The 19,164-nt window shown below is 68.3% G+C and carries 11 protein-coding genes; 2 read left to right on the top strand and 9 right to left on the bottom strand.

What is annotated here, in order from left to right:
* The first annotated feature begins 9 nt into the window (after positions 1-9).
* Positions 10-2,169, top strand: a complete 2,160-nt coding sequence (locus OG900_31970; protein ID WUH94296.1) for a hypothetical protein — start codon at positions 10-12, stop codon at positions 2,167-2,169.
* A 21-nt stretch (positions 2,170-2,190) separates the two neighbouring features.
* Here the strand turns inward: OG900_31970 and OG900_31965 are convergent, their stop codons facing one another.
* The 6 genes from OG900_31965 to OG900_31940 form a co-directional block, all read right to left on the bottom strand.
* The gene (locus tag OG900_31965; protein WUH94295.1) at positions 2,191-4,836 is read right to left on the bottom strand and encodes a hypothetical protein; all 2,646 of its coding nucleotides are present in this window, start codon (positions 4,834-4,836) and stop codon (positions 2,191-2,193) included.
* A gap of 28 nt (positions 4,837-4,864) precedes the next feature.
* Positions 4,865-5,830 (bottom strand): patatin-like phospholipase family protein, encoded by a 966-nt coding sequence (locus tag OG900_31960; GenBank protein ID WUH96005.1) that lies wholly within the window; start codon positions 5,828-5,830, stop codon positions 4,865-4,867.
* Positions 5,831-5,952: 122 nt separating this feature from the next.
* Positions 5,953-9,768, bottom strand: coding sequence for a hypothetical protein (locus OG900_31955; protein WUH94294.1), 3,816 nt, complete (start codon positions 9,766-9,768; stop codon positions 5,953-5,955).
* Entirely contained in the window at positions 9,765-10,148 is a 384-nt protein-coding gene (locus OG900_31950; GenBank protein WUH94293.1) for a hypothetical protein, read from the bottom strand. Before OG900_31950 ends, OG900_31955 begins: the two co-directional genes overlap by 4 nt.
* A 166-nt stretch (positions 10,149-10,314) precedes the next feature.
* Positions 10,315-12,582, bottom strand: coding sequence for a helix-turn-helix domain-containing protein (locus tag OG900_31945; GenBank protein WUH94292.1), 2,268 nt, complete (start codon positions 12,580-12,582; stop codon positions 10,315-10,317).
* Positions 12,579-12,722, bottom strand: a complete 144-nt coding sequence (locus tag OG900_31940) for a hypothetical protein (GenBank protein WUH94291.1) — start codon at positions 12,720-12,722, stop codon at positions 12,579-12,581. Before OG900_31940 ends, OG900_31945 begins: the two co-directional genes overlap by 4 nt.
* Positions 12,723-13,156: 434 nt before the next feature.
* On the opposite strand from OG900_31940, the gene OG900_31935 reads away from it, so the two are divergent.
* Positions 13,157-13,339, top strand: coding sequence for a hypothetical protein (locus tag OG900_31935; GenBank protein WUH94290.1), 183 nt, complete (start codon positions 13,157-13,159; stop codon positions 13,337-13,339).
* Between the two features lie 1,074 nt (positions 13,340-14,413).
* Here the strand turns inward: OG900_31935 and OG900_31930 are convergent.
* From OG900_31930 to OG900_31920, 3 genes are all read right to left on the bottom strand, one after another.
* A protein-coding gene (locus OG900_31930; protein WUH94289.1) for an IS3 family transposase occupies positions 14,414-15,576 on the bottom strand; the annotation gives its coding sequence in 2 pieces (ribosomal slippage) (positions 14,414-15,289 and positions 15,292-15,576; 1,161 coding nt in all).
* A gap of 614 nt (positions 15,577-16,190) precedes the next feature.
* Entirely contained in the window at positions 16,191-17,159 is a 969-nt protein-coding gene (locus OG900_31925; GenBank protein WUH94288.1) for a pirin family protein, read from the bottom strand.
* A 54-nt stretch (positions 17,160-17,213) separates the two neighbouring features.
* Positions 17,214-19,070 (bottom strand): acyclic terpene utilization AtuA family protein, encoded by a 1,857-nt coding sequence (locus OG900_31920; protein WUH94287.1) that lies wholly within the window; start codon positions 19,068-19,070, stop codon positions 17,214-17,216.
* Positions 19,071-19,164 lie beyond the last annotated feature (94 nt).

The following is a 19,164-nucleotide window of genomic DNA, read 5'->3' as shown; positions in this document are numbered from 1 at the left end:
CAGGACCCGGTGGACTCGGCACGTGGCCTCGAAGCTTGGATCGGCACCCTCCCGCCCGATGATCCGCGTATTCCAGCTGCCCGCGCGCGACTCGGCTCAACCCTGCGACGGCTGTGGCTCGCGGGCCTCGTCCCCGACGGCCTCGAACGCGCGACGACCGTACTGCGCGAGGCGGTCGCCGACACCAGCCGTGACCATCCGGATCGGGCGCTCTGCCTACTCAATTACAGCAATGTGCTCATCACTCGGCGCTCTGCTGATGATCTCGACAGCGCGGTCGCCGCACTTTTTGAGGCCGTCGAACTGACCGGTTCCGGCTCAGTCCTCTTTCCCACCTGTCTGGCCACACTCGGGACGGCGCTCGCCGGACGGAGCCGGGCGCGGAACGACCCGGCAGACCTGGACCTAGCAGTAGACATCCTGGAGCGGGCCGTCGTCGCCGCGGGGCCCAATGATCCCAGACCGGAATTCCTTGCCAACCTCGCCGAAGCGCTGCGCGGTCTGTCCACCGCCCGATGGTCGGCGGTGGACAACGCCCGCGCGGTCGAAGCCGCTCGCGAGGCGGTCGGCACGGCCAAACCGGGCAGTCAGCGATGGCCGGCCATAGCCGCCATCCTGGGCGGCGCCCTGGTCGACCGGGCCAGGCTGACCGGGGAGGCCGGCCCACTGGACGAGTCGATTGGCTGGTTCGACGCGGCGATCCGGGCGACGCCTCTGGGAAGTCCCGAACTGCCCCAACGACTCTGCCATCTGGGCAACGCGCTAACCGACCGGGCCATCGCCGCTCGCGATCCGACAGCCTTCGGCAAGGCACTGGAGCTCCTGGAAACCGCGCTGTCGCAGACCTCCCGGTCGGATCGCACCCGAGCTCTGATCCACAGCAATCTCGCGGTGAGGATGACGCATTGGGCCGAGACGGACTCCACGGCGGGATCCATCCTCGATCAGGCGCTGGTCCATGCCGAGCGGGCGCTGGAGAGCACGGAGGCGGCCGACTCTCAGCGCTCCGATCGGCTGACGAACCTCGCTGAGATCCTGCGTATGTCCAGCGTCCGCACGGGAGACCCAGATCTGCTCGACAGAGCCGCGGAGGCAGCGCAGGAGGCGATGGAAATCCAGGGCCAGGGCAACCCGCGCAGCGTCGGCGCACTGGCAGCGTGGGGCCTGATCCTGCAGGCGCGCTACCTGCTGACCAGCCGGGGCACCGACCTGAGCAAGTCGATCGGGGCGATGGCCGCTGCGGTCAACCTCACCGTTCCGCCGGAGCATCCGGAACATGCGCGGCGGCTGTCCAACCTCGCCAATGTCCTGGTCCTGCGCGGCCTGCGCAACCGGTGGGTGCCTGACCTGGACAACGCGGTGAGAGCACTGCGGACGGTTGTCGGCAGGCACGATTTCTCAGCGGCAGAGCGGGCGGGCCACCTCACGAACCTGGGCGCCGCCCTCCAGTCCCGAGCCCAGATCAGGGACGATCCGGACGGGCTCGACGAGGCGGTGGAGAGCCATGCCGAGGCCGTGGACCTGAGCGGTGCCAACTCGATCTTCTCTTCCCGCTACTTGTCGAATCTCGGAAACGCCGTGCTCATGCGAGCCGAGTTCCGTCATGATCCGGACGGGATCGTTGATGCCGTTGCCATCCAGCGTCGTGCTCTGGACGCGCTGCCGGACGGGCATGCCAACCGCACGTCAGTGCTGGGAAATCTCGCAAACGCCCACGTCGCCGCCTATGAAGCGTCCGGAGTCCGGGAGGACCTGCTTGCGGCGATCGAGACCACTGAGGAGATCAGCGCCGACGCCGCCACCAACCCGCAGGACCGCATGATCGCCGCGTGGCGACTGGGCGACCTTTCGGTCCGCGCCTCCGGTGACACCGGGGCCGCCTTCCCCGCGCTGAGCCTGGCGATCGAGCTCGCCGAGCGCGCGGCGTGGATAGGGCTCGTTCCTTCCGATCGGGACACCGCACTCATACGTTTCAACAGTCTGCCTTCCGACGCCGCCGCCGCCGCGCTCGCCGTGGGCGATCTCGATGTCGCCACCACGATGCTCGAGGCAGGCCGGGGCGTCCGCTGGCGCGATCAGCTGTGGACGGCGCAACTCGACTCGCTCGACCACAGCGAGCCCGACCTCGCCGCGCGCCTGCGTGCGCTGGGTCGGGAACTCAGCCGGTGAACGTACGCACACTACCGGCCGTCACACGTGTGTCTTCTCGTCTCCTGGGTGGCCCAGGTGCAGTCGCTCGGCCGCCAGGTAGCACCGGGTGAGTGCGGCCCTGACGGGAATCGCGTCGATGGCGCACTTCAACAGGTAGAAGAGGGCGAGGTTGATGGCCGAGACGACGCTCGCGTAAGCGGGGACGTCCCTGAGCACGTGAAGGTTGATGAGCACGGCGAACACCCAGACCACCACGACGTAGACGAGCATGGAGGGCCCCCAGTCCCGGTACATGGCCAACCCTGGGATGCGGCCCGGGTCCTGCGCGATGAGCGCGCCATCGGATGACACGACAACCGAACGGGCGTAGGCGTAGCCGCTCCTGTTCACGAAGAAGGCACTGGTGAGGCCCAGGGCACTGGCCACCGTCCAGGCGTGCGGCATCAGCAGGTTCACCGGGATCACCAGCAGGCCGACGAGCAGCGCGTTCGACCGCACCCACAGTTCGGCCCACCATGCGCTGCGGCTTCGTGACTGCGCCCATCGCACGGTCAGTCCGGCATAGATGCCCTGGTAGTACTTCACCGCGCAGAGGGCGAAGGTGAATCCGGTCAGTCTGGCTGCCAATCGGTCCGCCAGGCCGGCCGAGTGCTGTGCGTTCGCGATCACCGTCGGCCAGGGGATCGGCACCGCGGCGTCCGAGAGCGTCAGGAGCGCCAGGCTCAGTAGGCAAAGACCCCAGGAAACGGCATTGGCCCAGGACCAGACGGCCAGCCACCGCACATATTCGTCATTGCGCTGTATCGACGCTTCCTTCTGATTGTTCCGGGCTTTGAGCAGCCGACCAAGCCGGCCAGGCGAAGCCGAGAGCGGCGCAAGAATCAGGTACGCCGCATGAAGCGGACCGACCTCCCGGAGGAGTCCGGAGCGGGACTCAGCCTCCTCCAGTGCTTTCAACTCCTGTTCGAGCGTCTGCTTCAGACGGTCCAGCGAGAACGAGGTGGGCTTGGAGTCCCCCGGCTGTCGGCGTACGGCAGCGAAGAGACGCAGCCGTCGCTCCGGCACCGGGTCGATGAGGTCCTCTAGGAGTCGAGCCAGCGTGGGTGTGACTGAGTAAAGGGTGTCCGGGACGGTGCCGTCTTGGCCGCGGCCCACTCCGCAGAGCCCGATGATGATCTGGCCGATCGCATAGAGGTCGGCAAGGGCGTCCGGCTTATGGCCCTGCGGGACCTCCGGTGCGATGTAGATTCCGTCCGTGCGCTGCCGGGCGGTCGGCCCTCGACCCAGCAGGTGGTTGCGGCCCAGATCGATGAGAGTGACCTGGAAGACGCGAAGCCCGTTCACGGGCGGCTTCTCCAGCACCATGACGTTCCTGGGATTGAGGTCCGCGTGACACAGCGGAGCGACCGGAGTCTCCGGCCGCGTGCCTGCTCCCGTTAGGACCGAGTTCGACTCGGCCGACTTCGGCGGGTCCGCCGCCCTTGCCGCGTAAAGTGAGCGCAGGGCATCCAGGAGAACCGGCATCACCTCGCTGACCAACCGAAGCCGGGGCAGTTCCCAGCTACGGCGAAGTCCGTGAGGCAGCAGTCGGTAAGGCGCGCGCCCGTTCACCTCGGAAGTTCCGTCGGCTTTGGTCTCCACGAGCGCACTCAGCAGGTCGTGCAGAGTCCGGCCCTCGGCCTTGTCCATGACAATCCAGTTAGAGGAACTGGCCTCCACCCGGACCACCTCCCTGCATTGGACGTCCTTCGAATCTGCGTCCTTGACCACGAGGTTGCCGTAAGTCTCGTGGTACTTCAGGGTCGCCTCGGCCACAGCCGGGGTGCTTGCGTACGGGAGGAGGACGCACTTGAGCACCTGCAACCCCGTGCCGTTCTGCGCTCTCGGGTCCGAGCCGACGACTGGGGCCTCCAAAACGACCGAGGTGGTGCCGAACTCCAGGAAGCGGAGCTGGGAGAACGGAAACGCCGACCAGACGTTCCGGTTCTGGTCGTACTTGGCAAACTCGGGATCGTAGCGATTGAACGGGACTGCTGCCTGGTCGTCCTCGGCCGTCGCCAGGAACTCATCCGGCGCGAGCGGACGGTAGATGTCCCTGATCGCCTCCCGCACGGACGAGAACCGAAGCAACTCCGCTGCCACGTTCATGCGGTTGGCCGAGGCCGCGAAAAGCGCGCGAGTCCGCTTCACAGTAGTTCTGGTGGCTATGTCGAGATCGCGACGCTCTTCGGCGTCCTTGAGGGTGAGGAGAGTCAGGGCAAGCACGCCCAGGCATCCCGCCACCCACTCGGCCTCCTCCTCATGTTCCGCCTGCGGTGGCTGTCCGCTCAGGAACCCGGTGACCAGCCGAGCAAGTTGCTCGGGCGTCTCCCACTCCTCCCGAGCGGAAGGCGGGTCGGCTGCCGCCCGTTCCTCCGAAGGTCCGGCGGGATGCGCCCGGATCAGTTCCGCACCGTAGTAGACCTGAAAGCGGTAGGAGTCCACCGGGGCAGTCGCCAGCACGGTCCGCCAGCCCTGTTCGGTCCTCCTCTTCTCGGTCTCGGCCTTTCCGGATCCCGGATCACCGACCGAGCCCGCACCCACTTGTTCGACCGCCTCCCGGATTTCACGCATCCTCTCGATCAGGCCAGCCCGGTCAGGGGGTGGCCCGACCACATGGCATTCGGACTCGGCGAGCTTGAACACGCTTCTGAGTACCTCGTACGCCACCGGCTCAGCCCTCTCCGTCGCGGAGCCGACTGACTGGTGCCGTGGTGATGTTCTGTGTGCCGACCGCAGTGCGCCGGTCGTCCGAGGTGCCGAGCATCATGCGCGGCACCGCCTGAATGTAGGTTCCCTCCACCGCCCAGTGCACGATCTCGTGCCCAACCGCCGCTCCGTCCAGGAGCAGTCGGCCGGGGTTTACCTCGTGCCGGCTCACCTCCGGTGCTCCGTAGGTCGGCGCCAGGTCCAGTACGTAGGGCGGCCCGCTCGGCCTCAAGCGCTGCTCGGCGAGCCGCACACGCTCGGATCGGTAGTGAGAGACGGCCGACAGGTATCCGGAGCCGAGTCCCGCACGCAGCCGCTCCAGGTAGCAGCTGACAATCCGGTTCATCAGCGACATCCTGTTTCTCGGCGGCGCCATGGCCCGGGTGCTCAGCGAGAGGACGTGTGTGCACTCCTCCTGCGCGATCATGAAAGGATGAGCTGTCAGGACTCCGCCATCCACCGTGCGCCTGCCTCGGAAGGAGTAGGTCCCGCTCACTGCGATGGGCAGCCAGCAGGACGACTGCAGGGCTTCCCGCAGGTCAGCGCGGTCGGCGAAGTCCTTGACGCTCAGCGTCCTGATCGCGTCGACATCGGTGATCATCACCTGCAAGGGCACCGGAGATGCCAGAACCGCCTCGTAGTCCAGTGGCTTGCCAGTCTCCAACACCTCGAAGGCATACGGCAGATTGAGCACGCTCCTGCCCCGGAGGACTCTGCGGAAGTCTAAAAACTGCGGACTGATCAGATCCTGGAAGTAGATCGACAGCGGGTACCAGGTGTCGCCGGCCAGGAAGTAGGCGGCGTTGATCGCTCCCGAAGAGCAGCCGTACACCTCGTCGAAGACCGAACGCAGGCCCAGGTTCTCCAACTCGGTGAGCATGGCGGCCGAGACCACGCCACGCAGACCTCCGCCCTCGACTGCGAGTCCCAGACGGGCCGAGTCGGTTCGCCGGCCGGGCAGACTCCCGGTCGCTCTCCGTTCTCGGATGAGCTCCAGCACCGGATGGCAGTCGTCCCAATGTCTCTGCGCAGTCCAGTCGAAGTGTCGGCTCTTCACGAGTGCACCGTCCTGTCTCCAGAAAGGGTGGGGGATGTCTGCCGACTGTCGTGGGCACCGGCCATCCGCAGGTGGGCCAATCCCAGCGCGCTGCTCACCAGAAGCAGTCCGCCGACACCCCAGGCGCAGCCGTTGAGACGACCGTTGAGACGGTGTCGCGCGCGTACGCGCAGTGTGCGGGTGTCCAGGATCCGCACCAGACCGCCCGTGTCTACCGCGGCAAGGTGGCGACCGGTCGGATCGACAGCGAGCGCAGTGATATCGGCGTCTTCGACGACGCGTTCGCTGCGGAGGTGCCTTACAGTCTCCTCAACGACGATCTTGTAGATGTCCGGTCCTGCGGCCGCGAACACACTCGGGTCGAGGCTGGTCCCTCCGCACACCGCGGTCACATTCCTCGAATGCCGTCCCATGTCGGCACGGAACAGGATCGCGGGGTCTTCCGCAGCGGCGACGACCGCTACGGTCCTCTCATCGCCACTCGGCGGAAGCTTCAGCCAGTGGATGGACCGGGCAGTCGCGACGAAGAGATTGCCGGTGGAGCCCTGGATGCAAGCGCCCACCGGCCGCCCCTCCAGAATCGGCCCCGGCGTGGGCTCGAATCCGTCTCCGGCCAGGAGGAACGTCATCTCCCCCTCCCGGGAAACGGTCACGGCCAACCGGCCGTCGGGAGAGGCGACGGCCGCTGCCACCGCGCGGCGACCGGCTCCATGGCGAACCAGGGCGGACCGGTCGGGACGCAGAATCCGCAGGCTACCGTCCTCGCCGCCAAGCAGGACCCAGCCGGTGCCAGCAGACCAGCCACCGAACGCCCCCGTAAGAATCCGGGTTCTGGGGCCTGCCGAGGGTGACAGCTCCAGGAACCGCGACTCTTCCGGGCTGTCCGCGGCGAACAGGCCGACAGACCCGTCGGCTCGGAAGACGGCGCGCCCGTCGTCGGCGCTTCCGCAGCCAATGGATTCGGCGAAGGGCGCACCGCCGTTCTGGGTCAGGCATGCGGCGGCGTCCCAGATTCGCGTTCGACCGTCGGCTCCGGCGGTCAGCAACCAGGGCCGTCGGTCGTCGCCCGGAATGAAGGCGCTTCCGCGTGTCCCGACTGCCGTGGGTAGTGTCGAGAGTGTCGGGTCGGCCGGGAAGCAAGCTCCGTCGTCCACGCTGAGAGGCAGCAGGGAAGTACGCATCCGTCTGTCGGTGACGGCCATCAGGTGCTGTTGCGGGGCCAGGGCCGCGCTCGTCATGGAGCGGAACACCGCTTCGGGGAGAGGGATCGGCGGCCGGAACGCCCCCAGACTCTCGGGCGCGGGTTCGGGGCCGGGGCCGAGGTCAGGTCGCCACCGCAATGGGGTCGCCATGTCAGGATAGCGGCCGAAGACCATGACCAGCATGTCGCCGTCGGGCAGCCCGGCGGCGGTGCAGCCCGCTGTCTCGGTACTGTCGGTGCCTGCCTCGTTAAGGGTGTTCAGCCGGTGCAAAGGGCCGTTCGCCTCGCCGCCGGCGGGCTTCCCTGGCGTGCCGGTGCCGCCAGCACCTAAGGGACCCTTGAGGGGCCAATGGTGCAGCAGGCCGTCGGAAGTGGCGACGAGCAGGGCCTGTCCGTCAGGCGCGGCCACGCAACCGACCACCTGTCGTCGATGCCGCAGCCGCCGCACGGACACCAGTCCGCTCCTGTCGGTCGGTTCCAACCTCAGACGGGCGGGGTCCCGGCCGAGCCCGTTGATACGCAGGAGGTGAACGCTGCGGTCGGTCTTGCCGGTACAGGCCACCAGTCGGTCGTCCACGCCGACGCAATGGCGGAACCCTCCTGCCGGAGGGTCTTCGGCCTCCCCCAACGGGGTGGCGAGGTCACGCACATCCCACAACTGGGCGAGACCGTCCGCCCGGATCGTGACCGCGTGGCTTCCCCCCGGCAGCAGCGCGCAATCCGTGAAGGGGAAGAGCGCCTCCGTCCGCTCCGCGAGAACCTCTCCGGTCGTCGGATCGAAGCACCGCATCGCCCGGTCGGCGCCGACGGTCAGTACCTTGGAGCCGTCCGCCAGCACCGACATCGCGTCGACTGTGCCATGGCGGCCGTCCAGCACTCGGACCACTTCGGCCGGCTCCTCATCCGCGCATTGCAGCAGGGACAGCGGGGCGGGCGCACGGGCGGGCAGACTGAGCCCGGCTCGCACGACCAGCACCTCGTCTACCGCCCCAGGGCCGTCTTCGGCCCGAAGTAGATGGGCGACCTGCGAAAGACGGGTCTGGATCGCCGAGCCGGGCGGGTGCGTGCGCCGCAGATCATCGAGCGTCGGGCCGGAATGCCCGAAGTGCATGATCTTGGCGCGGATCCAGGAGGGGTCCGCCGCGAGCTCCGCCGCCGCTGCCGTCTCTCCGGAGCCGATCAGGTGCCTGACCAGATGACGCCACAGGTACTCCCCGCCGCAGGAGGCCATATCTGTGGGAAGCGCACACCAGTCGGGGCCTGACGCGCGGTGTCCTTCGGGGAGCAGCGTCGTGGCCGCTTGGACCAGAAAGGCGTGCGCCGCCACCGCTGTCGGGGAGTCGAGGCTCACGGCTGCGAGTTTTGCCGGGTCCATCGAGAGGACGAGGGTGTCCGCCGTCGCGTTGCCAGCGCCGGATCGGCCCACGGCCCGACAGACCAGGGCCAGGTCGTACAGCATGGTCCGGATCTTCTCGGCGGCATGGCCGCTCAGACGCCACCAGACGACGAGCAGGCATAGCGGGATGTCGGTGTCCCGGGGCAGGATCCCGAGTACGGCTAGGACGGAAGAAAGGGACCGGCCGCCCCCGTCGTTCTGACGTCCGTTCAGGTCGGACCAGTCCTTGTCCCGGGGAGGGAGCGTCGAAGCCAGGAACTCCCGTTCGATGCGCAGAAACGCCTCTGGGTGTTCAAGCGCGTCCGTCGGCGCATTGCCACGTCGGCAGTTCAGGAGGCGGGTGACGGTGATGCGGAAACCGACGGCCAGTTGATCGTGTCCCGTTCGGGGGACACCGTGGTGCAGCAGCGGCAGGCTACCCGCGCCGCCAAGGGCGTCGGGCACCGGCACCGGCAGCCTGCGTCCGCGCAGATCAATGGACACCCGCCTGCTGAACTCGTCAAGCGACAAGGGGATTTCGTCCTTGTTGGCACGGTAGGCGCGGACTGTCGCCGCGACGGAGGTCGTGAACCCGGTGTACTCCTCGCGCATCCCCGCATCGGCCTGTTCGCCTCTGTCCGCGGCACCCAGGAAGTAGTGCTCCTTGACCTGGTCGAACCTCCTGGCGGCCGTTGTCAATGTTGATGTGGGCGCCGCATCGTCGGAGAGCATCCCAAGGGCGGTCCCGCTGAAGCAGCAGTCGAGCACGATCACCCGGCGTATCCCGGTTCTGTCCGCCATGCCTCGGTCGAGGCTGCTCGCGACGTCCGAGACGCGGACCCCCCACTCGACGGGTGCCGCCTCGGACCTCTCGCCCGGAAGCACCCAAACCAGGTCCGTACCCGTCGGCGTCGCGTGTCCCGCGTACATCACGAACAGGGTGTCACTGACCTCGCCTGCGACCTCTTCGATGCTCTCCAGCACCAGCTTGCGGTCCAACAGCCCGTCAGGACCACCGGTGAGCACCCTGCAGTGCTCCCGCGCCAGATTCCAGCTGTCCTCCGAGGTCAGCAGCTCCTCGAAGTAGCGCAGACTCGGCTCGACAGTGGGCACCTCGCGGAAGGGCCTGCGGGTGTAGGAGCCCGAGCCGATCAGAATCGCGCGAGAATGCTGCGGATCGGGAAATCTTTGCGAGCCGTTCGCCAAGGCCGGGAGCGGGCTGATCGCCCCGGTCACCGGTCAGATGCCGTTCCGCCCCGAATGTCTCCCTGGTCGTCGCCGGCGTGCCGTGCCCGTTCGAGCTCGTCGGCCAGCTCCGCGAGTGTGAGCGTCCGTCCGCCGATCTCGGCGCGGATCGCCTGGCTGTCCCGCTGGGAGCCCATACGCTGCATCTGCCAGCTGTACAGGGCCTGGGCCAATTGGAACGCGGCACTGCTAGTGGACAGTAGGGCGGTGACGAGAGTCACCGGGTCACTGAGGTGACGCCCAACCTCCTCGTGGTGGACGGTCAAGGAGACGTCGCTTTCGTGGCACTCCTGGTTCAGGTAAGCCGCGAGTGAGGACAGCGCCTCCGGTCCGGTCGCGGTGCCAGGCTCTGCGGTGATGTGAATGCGCACGGTTCCCCCCGTGACGGTGACGAGTCGACCGGAGGCGGCGGGCGGATCGGCTCGGAGAGCCGGCCGACCCGCCCGGGCCCCTGGGACAAGCCTTCGTCACGGCGGTGGGACCGTCGATGGGTTTCCTGTTTCCCCGCTGAACCGGAAACCGGGAGGAGAGGACCCGTCAGTCCTGGATCTCCGCGGTGCCCCGAGGGTGACACCATTCGAGCATGCCGCGCAGGTGCTCTGCCTCGGGAGCCCGCAGCTGGCTGTAGCCCTTCAGAGCCAGCTCCCAGCAACTGGTCGCCTGTTCTCGGTTGCCGCAGTCCGCCGCGAGCTGGCCAAGAGCCCGGTGCGCCCGCGCCTGTTCGTAGAGGCTGCCGCACTCCCGGCTCAACTCGAGTGCATTGTGCAACCAGCGCTCTGCCGCGTCCAGGTTTCCCGCCTGCTGGTACATCTCGCCCAGGCAGTTCATCGCCATTGCGGCGTCGAGCGGCAGGCTCAGCTCGACGAAGACCTCCAGAGCACTGCGCAGGTCTGCCGCAGCCTCCCCGAAACGGCGGAGCCCGGCCTTACTCAGCGCGATGGCCCGCAGGGTGATGGCGGCGTTCCGTGCCTCGCCGCGCCTGCGGTAGGACTCGTACGCCCGCTCGCTAGCTGCCAAGGCTGCCGGGTAGTCCTGGCGGTAGTGCAGTACCCAGGCGTAGTTGGCGACTGCGCTGCTTGCCCCCTGCTCATCGCCGATCTGCTCGAACAGGGCCTGCGCACGCCGGAAGTGTGCCTCGCTCTGCACCAGTTCACCGAGCTCCAGCAGTGCGACGCCGAGGCCGTTGCGAATCATCGCCTCGGCAAGGGAGTCAGCCAGGCGCGCTGCTGCTTCCAGGGCAAGTTGATGGGTGAGGATCCAGAAGTCCCACTGCTTGACGAGGAAGAAGTAGTCTCGCAGCGCAAGGGCGAGCTGCCAGGTCAGGTCATCGAAACCGGTCTCCGCCGCCAGTCGACAGAATGCAATGAGATTGTCCTGCTCGGTCGATGACCAGTGCAGGGCCTTCCGGTAGTCGCCTGCGGAGATGACGAGGGACGGTCGCACCGTGACCGGCGGGGTGGGCAGGTTCCGATGCGGCACCAATACCGACCTGCTTCGATGCACCGCATCTAGGGCCCACTCCAGCAAACGCCGCCGCGCCGCTGCGCGCTCGGACGCTGTAGACGTCCGCCGGGCTTCACGGCGGGCGTACGCGGCCATAAGGTCATGGAACCGGTAGCGGCCGGTCGAGTGTTCCAGGAGCAGATGGGCGTCGAACAGCCGACGCAGTAATCGTTCGGCTTCCATCAGCTCCAAGTCCGCCAAGACCGCCGCAATGTGGGCGGTCATCTGTGCTCCTGGATGCAGCCCCAGCAGACCGAACATACGACGTGCATCGCCAGGGAGCGCCTCGACGCTGAGAGAGAAGGCTGCGGCGATGCTCCGCTCACCGTCCTCTATTTCGTCCAGTACCTGCTGTTGGTCAGCAAGCCGGGTGACGAGTTCGGCCGTGGCGACCGGTGTGCCACCCCCACGGAAACGGGCGGCAATGATGCGCACGGCCAGTGGGAGACGGCCGCAGAGGTCGACGATCGCCGCCTGCTCCGCCGCCTGCGGCCCACCGATCCCGGCCACCGAGGCGAACAGGGCTTCCGCCTCGGAGTGGGACAGCACATCCAAGGTGAGGTGGCAGGCTTCGTCCAGAGCTCGCAGCCGGCTTCGACTTGTCACCAGCACCCGAACGTTCCCGCCGTTCGGCAGCAATGGACGGATTTGCTCGGTGTCGGACGCGTTGTCGAGCACTAGAAGCAAATGTCTTTCGGCGACGGACTGACGGAAAAGTGCGGAGCGTTCTTCGAGCTCAGCCGGAATCCGTTCGCCGTCGAAACCCAGACGGCGGAGCAATCGATCGAGTGCCTCGGTGCTGGAGAGCGGAGGCACAGTGCCGTAACCGTGCAAGTCGAGGAAGAGGCAGCCGTCAACGAACCGGTCTGCGCTACAGGTCGCGATCCTGACAGCCACGGCTGTCTTGCCGACTCCGGCCATACCGCCCACGGCGCACACCACGGCGTTGCCTCCGGGGGGCGAGATCGGCTGCCTCAGTGCCTTGGCGCAATCGGCGAGCGCCTTTTCGCGTCCGACTAGGTATGCGGTGTCGGGCGGGAGCCCGGTCACCGGTAACCTCTGGGGGGCTCTGGAGGGGGAACGGCGGCTGCCGCGCCCTGGAGGGAGCAGCGCCACCAGGGTCCCGTCGGCGTTTAGAACATCGTCGATCCGCTGTGCCTGATCCAGCGGAGGAACGGCCAACGAGTTCTCGATCTTACTCAACTGCCCCTTGCTGTAGTAGGCCAGCTCAGCCAGCTCAGCCAGCGAAAGTCCTGCAGCCTGGCGCAGTCGGCGGACCTCCTGGCCGAATTCCTCGGTCACGCCCGGCCCTCCCGCACAATCCAGAGAAAGGTGACGCACTGCGGTGCGCCGGTCGTCACGTCCTCGCCGCGCGGCCGGAACGTCACAAATGTGGCGCCCTGCTCGCTCACGAAACCGGCATCACTGGACTGTCCCTGCACCTGCGCAGTCTGCCGGCGGACGACTCCACTCTCTCCATCAACGCAATCTTGGCCGGTCCCCCAACCGTTCGTCCATGCTTCTCGGCTCCTTTCTTCTCCCCAGGATGCAGCCACCACCGGCTCGTGTCGCTTCCACTGCCCAGGGGGCCCGAACGCTCCTCCCAGCCCTTCCTCCCTGTCGGACTCCCGTCAGACCCGCAACCGACGGATACCGTCTGCCAGCCAGGGTTTCCGTCAAGTCGATGGCGTACGATTCTGCCACGATGCGCGTCCCGGTTACCGGTCGCCGTGCTCGGCACCGCCGGCCGCCGTCCGTCGCCTTCCGCGGTCATCCGCCGGATTTCGCCACCGGATCACCAGAAGGGACGAGCAGACGCGGCTGCCACGACGGATGGCACAAGCACCACCGTCGTCGGCGCAGGGGACGACGATCTGTGGGCCGACGGCCCGCCACCGGCACCCTGGTGCTTGCCTCCTTGGACGCGGCGAGCGGCCGGAGCAATCCTCGCGCGGCCGCCTACGACGGCGACGACGCGCACCACCAGCAGTGGAGACTGATCCCGCTGGGTGTCGCGACTGGCATGTGGCTGACCATTCTCGTCACGCGCAGGGCATGACGCGCGGGGGCTCGTCGATGCATCCGGCGCACTGCCGCTCTCCCCACGGCCTGAGCCGGCGCGAAGGGCATCGGCCGGCTTCCGAGCGGCACCATCCCCGAATGCCCATCTGAATCATGACTGCTTCGGCCACCGGTCGGCCACCGCAGAACACCTGACCCAGCATCATCCTGACGGCCTGTCAGAATACGGGTCGGATCCGAGCAAAAACCCCAGGTCAGAGGCCCGACCTGGGGTTCACTTCGGAGCCGCCTTCGGGATTCGAACCCGAGACCTACGCATTACGAGACCGTGAGCGTTCGTGTTACGTGGTGCTCGGCCATACTGGTTGGTGCTGTTCTGCCTGATCAGAGCACATGCGGCTCGTTGGCCTGTGCTGCCCCGTGTTGCGCCGTCCAAAGGCGTCCGGCCATCGGTGGCCGCCGTAAGGCGGCTCATCAGGGTTGTGGGTTGCCGACAGGCGTCCGTCGGACGCCTGTCGGCTCCCACGATCTGGAGCCATCTGAATCCTCTTCAGACTAGCTGGTGCCCGGATCGGTTGGAGATCGTTTCCTCGGCCGGGCAATCATCGTCCTGCTCCGCCGATGGCCGACATCGGACCACGCGCTTGTCTTGATAGCCGCAACGGCCTCTCCTACCGAGTGCCCACGCAGACTGACCGGGGTGCTACAGGGCGCTTGCCCACAGCTTCTCTTCGCGGTACGAGTGGCTGCCCGTCACGCCTGTCTGGAGGCTCACTACCGCTGCGGTCACCGTAAGTAACTACTCACCGTCATGGCTGCGGATCCCGATCCTGGCGTTCTGGAATAGCGATCCGCCGTTTTGGATTGGTCCTCATGTGCTGATCACGGGAGGGGGCACAGGTGACGGACCTGAAGCTGTTCCGGCTGGACACCGCGGGCAGGGACGTGGAGTTGCGGGGGTCGACGGTGGCGCTGGAGATGAAGTTGCAGCGGCGGGTCGAGGCCGGCCTGGAGGCAATGCTCGGCATTCGATTCCTGGCGTCGGAGTATGCTACAGGGCCCTGGCATCGGGGTCGGATGGGTCTGGTGCAGGGTTGGGTGACAGGTTCGTTCACGCGGCCTGGAGGGCCGGTGTGGTCATGACGGTCTCGTACTCGACGGGTGTGAGCCGGCCGAGGGAGGCTTGCCTGCGGCGCCGGTGGTAGGTCCTTTCGATCCAGGTCACGATGGCGATCCGCAGTTCCTGGCGGGTGGCCCACTGCCGGCGGTCGAGGACGTTCTTCTGCAGCAGGCTGAAGAAGGACTCCATGGCCGCGTTGTCGCCTGCCGCCCCGACCCTCCCTATCGAGCCGACGATCTGGTGGCGGTCCAGCGCCCGGACGAATTTCCGGGAGCGAAATTGCGATCCGCGATCGCTGTGCAGAACGCACCCGGCAACGCTCTCGCGTCGGGCAACGGCATTGGCCAGGGCTGCGACGGCCAGGCGCGACTTCATCCGCGAGTCGATGGAGTAGCCCACGATCCTCTTGCTGAAGACGTCCTTGACTGCGCAGAGATACAGCTTTCCTTCCCCCGTGGCGTGTTCGGTGATGTCGGTGAGCCACAGCCGATTCGGCGCACTCGCGGTGAAGTCGCGGCGGACGAGGTCGTCGTGGACCGGCGGTCCGGCCTTCTTGACGCTGCCGCGCTTCTTGCCGAACACGCTCCACCAGCGGTTGTCCCGGCAGATCCGCCACGCGGTCCGGTCCGCCATACCGGCTCCCCCGGCGCGGGCCTCGTCGGCAAGGAAGCGATAGCCGAACTCCGGATCCTCCCGGTGGGCGTCGAACAACGCGTTCGCTCGATACGCCTCCTCGAGCGCGGCATCGGCCACTGGCTTGTCCAGCCAGCGGTAGTAGGGCTGGCGGGAGAGCTTCAGGACCCGGCACGCGACCGTGACGGGAGTACCGCCTGCGGCCAGCTCTTTCACGAGCGGGTAGATCCTTTTCCCGGCAGGTTCGCCTGCGACAGATAGGCCGCGGCCCGGCGAAGGACCTCGTTCTCCTGTTCCAGCAGCTTGATCCGCCGCCGTGCTTCCCGCAGCTCCGCACTCTCCTGGCGGGTAGTTCCGGGCTTTGTCCCCTCGTCGATGTCCGCGTGGCGCATCCACTTGAACAGCGTCATCGCGTGCACGCCGAAGTCGGCGGCCACCTGCTCGACCGTCACGCCCGGGCCGCGGTTCCTCGCGACCCGCACGACGTCCTGACGGAACTCTTCCGGATAAGGCTTGGGCACAGCGACATCCTTCCCACCCGCCCCACAGGGCAAGCCAGTTCAGACGTCACCCGATCGTGCACCAGACCCCTCCGCCAGCCTCTCCTAACGGCGTCTTGCCCGAACCCATCGGCCCGATGATCGCTACATGCTCACGCTGGGTACAGCGAAGCGGGTCTGCCTCCACGGGCATCACCTCCCCGTCGATTCCCCAGTTGCCGTGTAACGGATCGCCACTAGCACCTCGCCCCTGCGCCTTGTCGGAACCCCCAACAGCGTCTCGATGGGCTGGTGACCCTTGGCCGCAGATGAGACCCCGGCCTCATCATCTCGTCACACGCCTTCAGTCGGAGCATCCCCGGCCAGGTGAGGGCCGAGTACGCGAACAACCCAACGCCCCGGAGGGCCGAGGCTCACACCACGTTGAGACCTGACGATCCATCAGAAAAGTCAGCATTAAGTCAGCATTGGTTCTGGCACAGGTAGCCACAGCCGGTCTCACACGCGAAGTGTCGGTGCACACGAATCAGGCCGGCAGGGTTCGTCCGCGCACCCACGGCACGATGTCCGTTGGAGGGTGAGGTCGTCCGTCAGGGTACGTCTCGGCAGTCGCCTGCCCGGCGGGACTTACCAGGTCAGCGCACACGTCCCCGGGGCTTGAGCGGGGTCGGGGGGAGGTCGGGGGCCGGGAGGCGGGGGGCGGCGTAGCCGTGGACTTCGCCGAAGCGGGTGCCGTTGCCCCAGGCGTCGCGGGCTTCTACGATGTCCTCACCTGACCGCCCGACGAAGTTCCACCACATGACGATGCGCTCGGCGAAGGGCTCGCCGCCCAGGAGCATCAGGGAGCTGTCGACGGTGGCGCGCAGTGGGAGGCCGGTGCGGCCGGCGCCGAGGTAGAGCATGGAGCCCGGGGAGAGGCGGACGCCGTCGGCCTCGGCTTCGCCGGACATGGACATGATGGCGTATTCGAAGTCGGGCTGCAGCGGGAGGCGGGTGTTCGTGCCCTCGGCGAGGGTCAGGTCGGCGCCGGTGATGGGGGTGTAGGCGGTGCCCGGGGAGAGGACGCCGTCGAGTTCGCCGAGGATCACCCGGGCGTGGAGTCCGCCGCCGCCGGTGACGGTGGGCAGTTCCGCGTGGTGCTCGAAGGCGGGCGGGACGTGGCGGTGGGAGTCGGGGAGGGCGACCCACAGCTGGGCGCCGTGCAGGTGGCGGGCGTGGTCGCGGGGCGACTCCTCGGAGTGGGAGATGCCCTGGCCGGACGTCATCAGGCCCAGTTCGCGGGGGCGTACGGTCTGCTTGCTGCCGAGGCTGTCGCGGTGCAGCACCTCGCCCTCGTGCAGCCAGCTGACCGTCTGCAGGCCGGTGTGCGGGTGCGGCGGGACCTGCATGCCGGGCTCGTCGGCGATGTCGTCGGGGCCGTAGTGGTCGACGAAGCACCAGGCGCCGACCATCCGGCGGCCGAGGTTGGGGAGCAGCCGCCGCACCCGGGTGCTCTCGCCGAGCTGGACGTCGCGTGCGGTGAGCAGTTCACGGACCGGGGCGGCGGACACGTCCTGGCGGCCGCCGCATACGGTGGCCGCCGGCTTCACATCGAGATTGCTCATGCCCCGATCATGCCCCGCCGCGGGGCCGCGGTGCGGCAGCGGGGCCCCGGGGCGTCACTCGTCGGGCAGTGGGACATACGGAATGCGCGGCAGGTCGACCAGGTGTTCCGGGATGTCGGCGAGGCAGCCGCGCAGCCGCTCGCCGAGCGCCTTGGCCTGCGGATCGGCGCTGGTGGACGCGGCGACGCCGTCGCCGAGCAGCCCGTGGACCACGAAGTTGACGGCCCGCAGGTTGGGCAGCTCGTAGCGGCTGACGGGCAGCCGGGCGCTCTCCGGCAGCAGTGCGCGCAGCCGCGGTATGTCGAGGTAGTCGCGCAGCCACAGGTAGGTCCGGTCGTCGCAGGCCCACAGGCCGACGTTGGCGTCGCCGCCCTTGTCGCCGGAGCGGGCGCCGAGCAGGGTGCCGAGCGGCAGCCGTACCGTGCGGGCGAGCATCGGGTCGTACGGGTCGGGGCGGCCGGGGTGCGGGGGCGGGCTGTCGAGGACGGCGGTGAGCTGCGGCTGCGGCGGGACGGCGTCGTCGCCGGGCGGGGCGTGCAGCGCGGAGGGTGACGCGGGGTCGGCGGTGGGCGGCCGCGGCACCGGCAGCCGGGTGCCGTCGGCGAGGACGGTGACCGCGGTGACCTCGTCGGCGGGGACCAGCGCGGGCCAGTAGACGCCGTATTCGGTGGCCCGCGCGGTGGCGTGCTCCAGGAGCAGGCCGGGGTAGCCGGCGAGCGCGGAGCCGGCGACGGCGGTGAAGAAGCCGCGTCCCGCGACCTCGGGGTCGGGGTCCTTGACGGTGACGGTCAGCCGGTCGCAGGCCCCGCCGTGCTCGCGCCGCAGGTCGTAGTCGGCGAAGGCGGCGGGGCCGCCGGTGGCGTCGCGCAGGGTGGCCTCGGCGAAGTCGGCCTTGGCGTCGAGGTCGAGGCCGGTCAGTACGAAGGTGGCCGCGTTGCGGTAGCCGCCGCGGTGGTTGAGGCACACCTTGAGGGTGGCGGGCGCGGGTTCGCCGATGACCCGGCCGACCGCGACCCGGTCGGGTCCCTGCTGGTCGAGCCGTACGGTGTCGAAGCGGGCGACGACGTCGGCGTTGAGGTAGCGCGGCCGGCCGATCTCGTAGAGCAGCTGGGCGGTGACGGTGCCGACGGTGACGGCCCCGCCGGTGCCGGGGTGCTTGGTGATGACGCTGGAGCCGTCGGCGGCGACCTCGGCGATGGGGAAGCCGGGGTGGACGGGGTCGGGGATCTCGGTGAAGAAGGAGTAGTTGCCGCCGGTGGCCTGGGTGCCGCATTCGATGATGTGCCCGGCGGTGACCGCGCCGGCCAGCTCGTCCCAGTCGTCGAGGGCCCAGCCGTGGGCCCAGGCGGCGGGCCCGACCACCAGGGAGGCGTCGGTGACCCGGCCGCAGATGACGACGTCGGCGCCGGAGCGCAGGGCCTCGGTGATGCCCCAGCCGCCGAGGTAGGCGTTGGCGGTGAGCGCCTGCACCCCGGAGCCGGCCAGCGGGCTGCCGGTGGCCAGGTGGGCGAAGTCGTGGCCGCGGGCCTGGAGTTCGGGCAGCCGGTCGAGCAGGTCGTCGCCCTCGACATGGGCGACGTTCGGGTGCAGGCCGCCGAGCGCGGCCAGTTCGCGGAGCTTGCCGGCCAGGCCCGCGGGGTTGAGGCCGCCGGCATTGACCACGACCTTGATGCCGCGCTCCAGGCAGGTGCCGAGCACGTCGCGCATCTGGGCCAGGAAGGACAGCGCGTAGCCGGTCGCGGGGTCGCGCTGCCTGGCCTTCCACAGCAGCAGCATGGTCAGTTCGGCGAGGTAGTCGCCGGTGAGGACGTCGATCGGGCCGCCCTCGACCATTTCCAGGGCGGCCGAGAGCCGATCGCCGTAGTAGCCGGAGCAGTTCGCGATCCGCAGGGGTTCCCGCCGTACGGTCAACCGTCTCTCCCGTCACTCCGGTACCGCGCCACCGACTCGGACGATCATCCTTGCCCCGGTTCGCGGTACGCAAGACCGCGGGGGCCGCGGCCGG

The organism is Streptomyces sp. NBC_00433, from assembly GCA_036015235.1.
Taxonomy (GTDB): domain Bacteria; phylum Actinomycetota; class Actinomycetes; order Streptomycetales; family Streptomycetaceae; genus Actinacidiphila.
The sequence above is the reverse complement of the archived record's forward strand: the minus strand, read 5'-3'. Positions and strand labels throughout refer to the sequence as shown.

What these genes read in the sequence shown, in the direction of transcription:
- OG900_31925 (WUH94288.1), bottom strand. Translation starts at nt 17,159, where the DNA reads ATGAGCAATCTCGATGTGAAGCCGGCGGCCACCGTATGCGGCGGCCGC.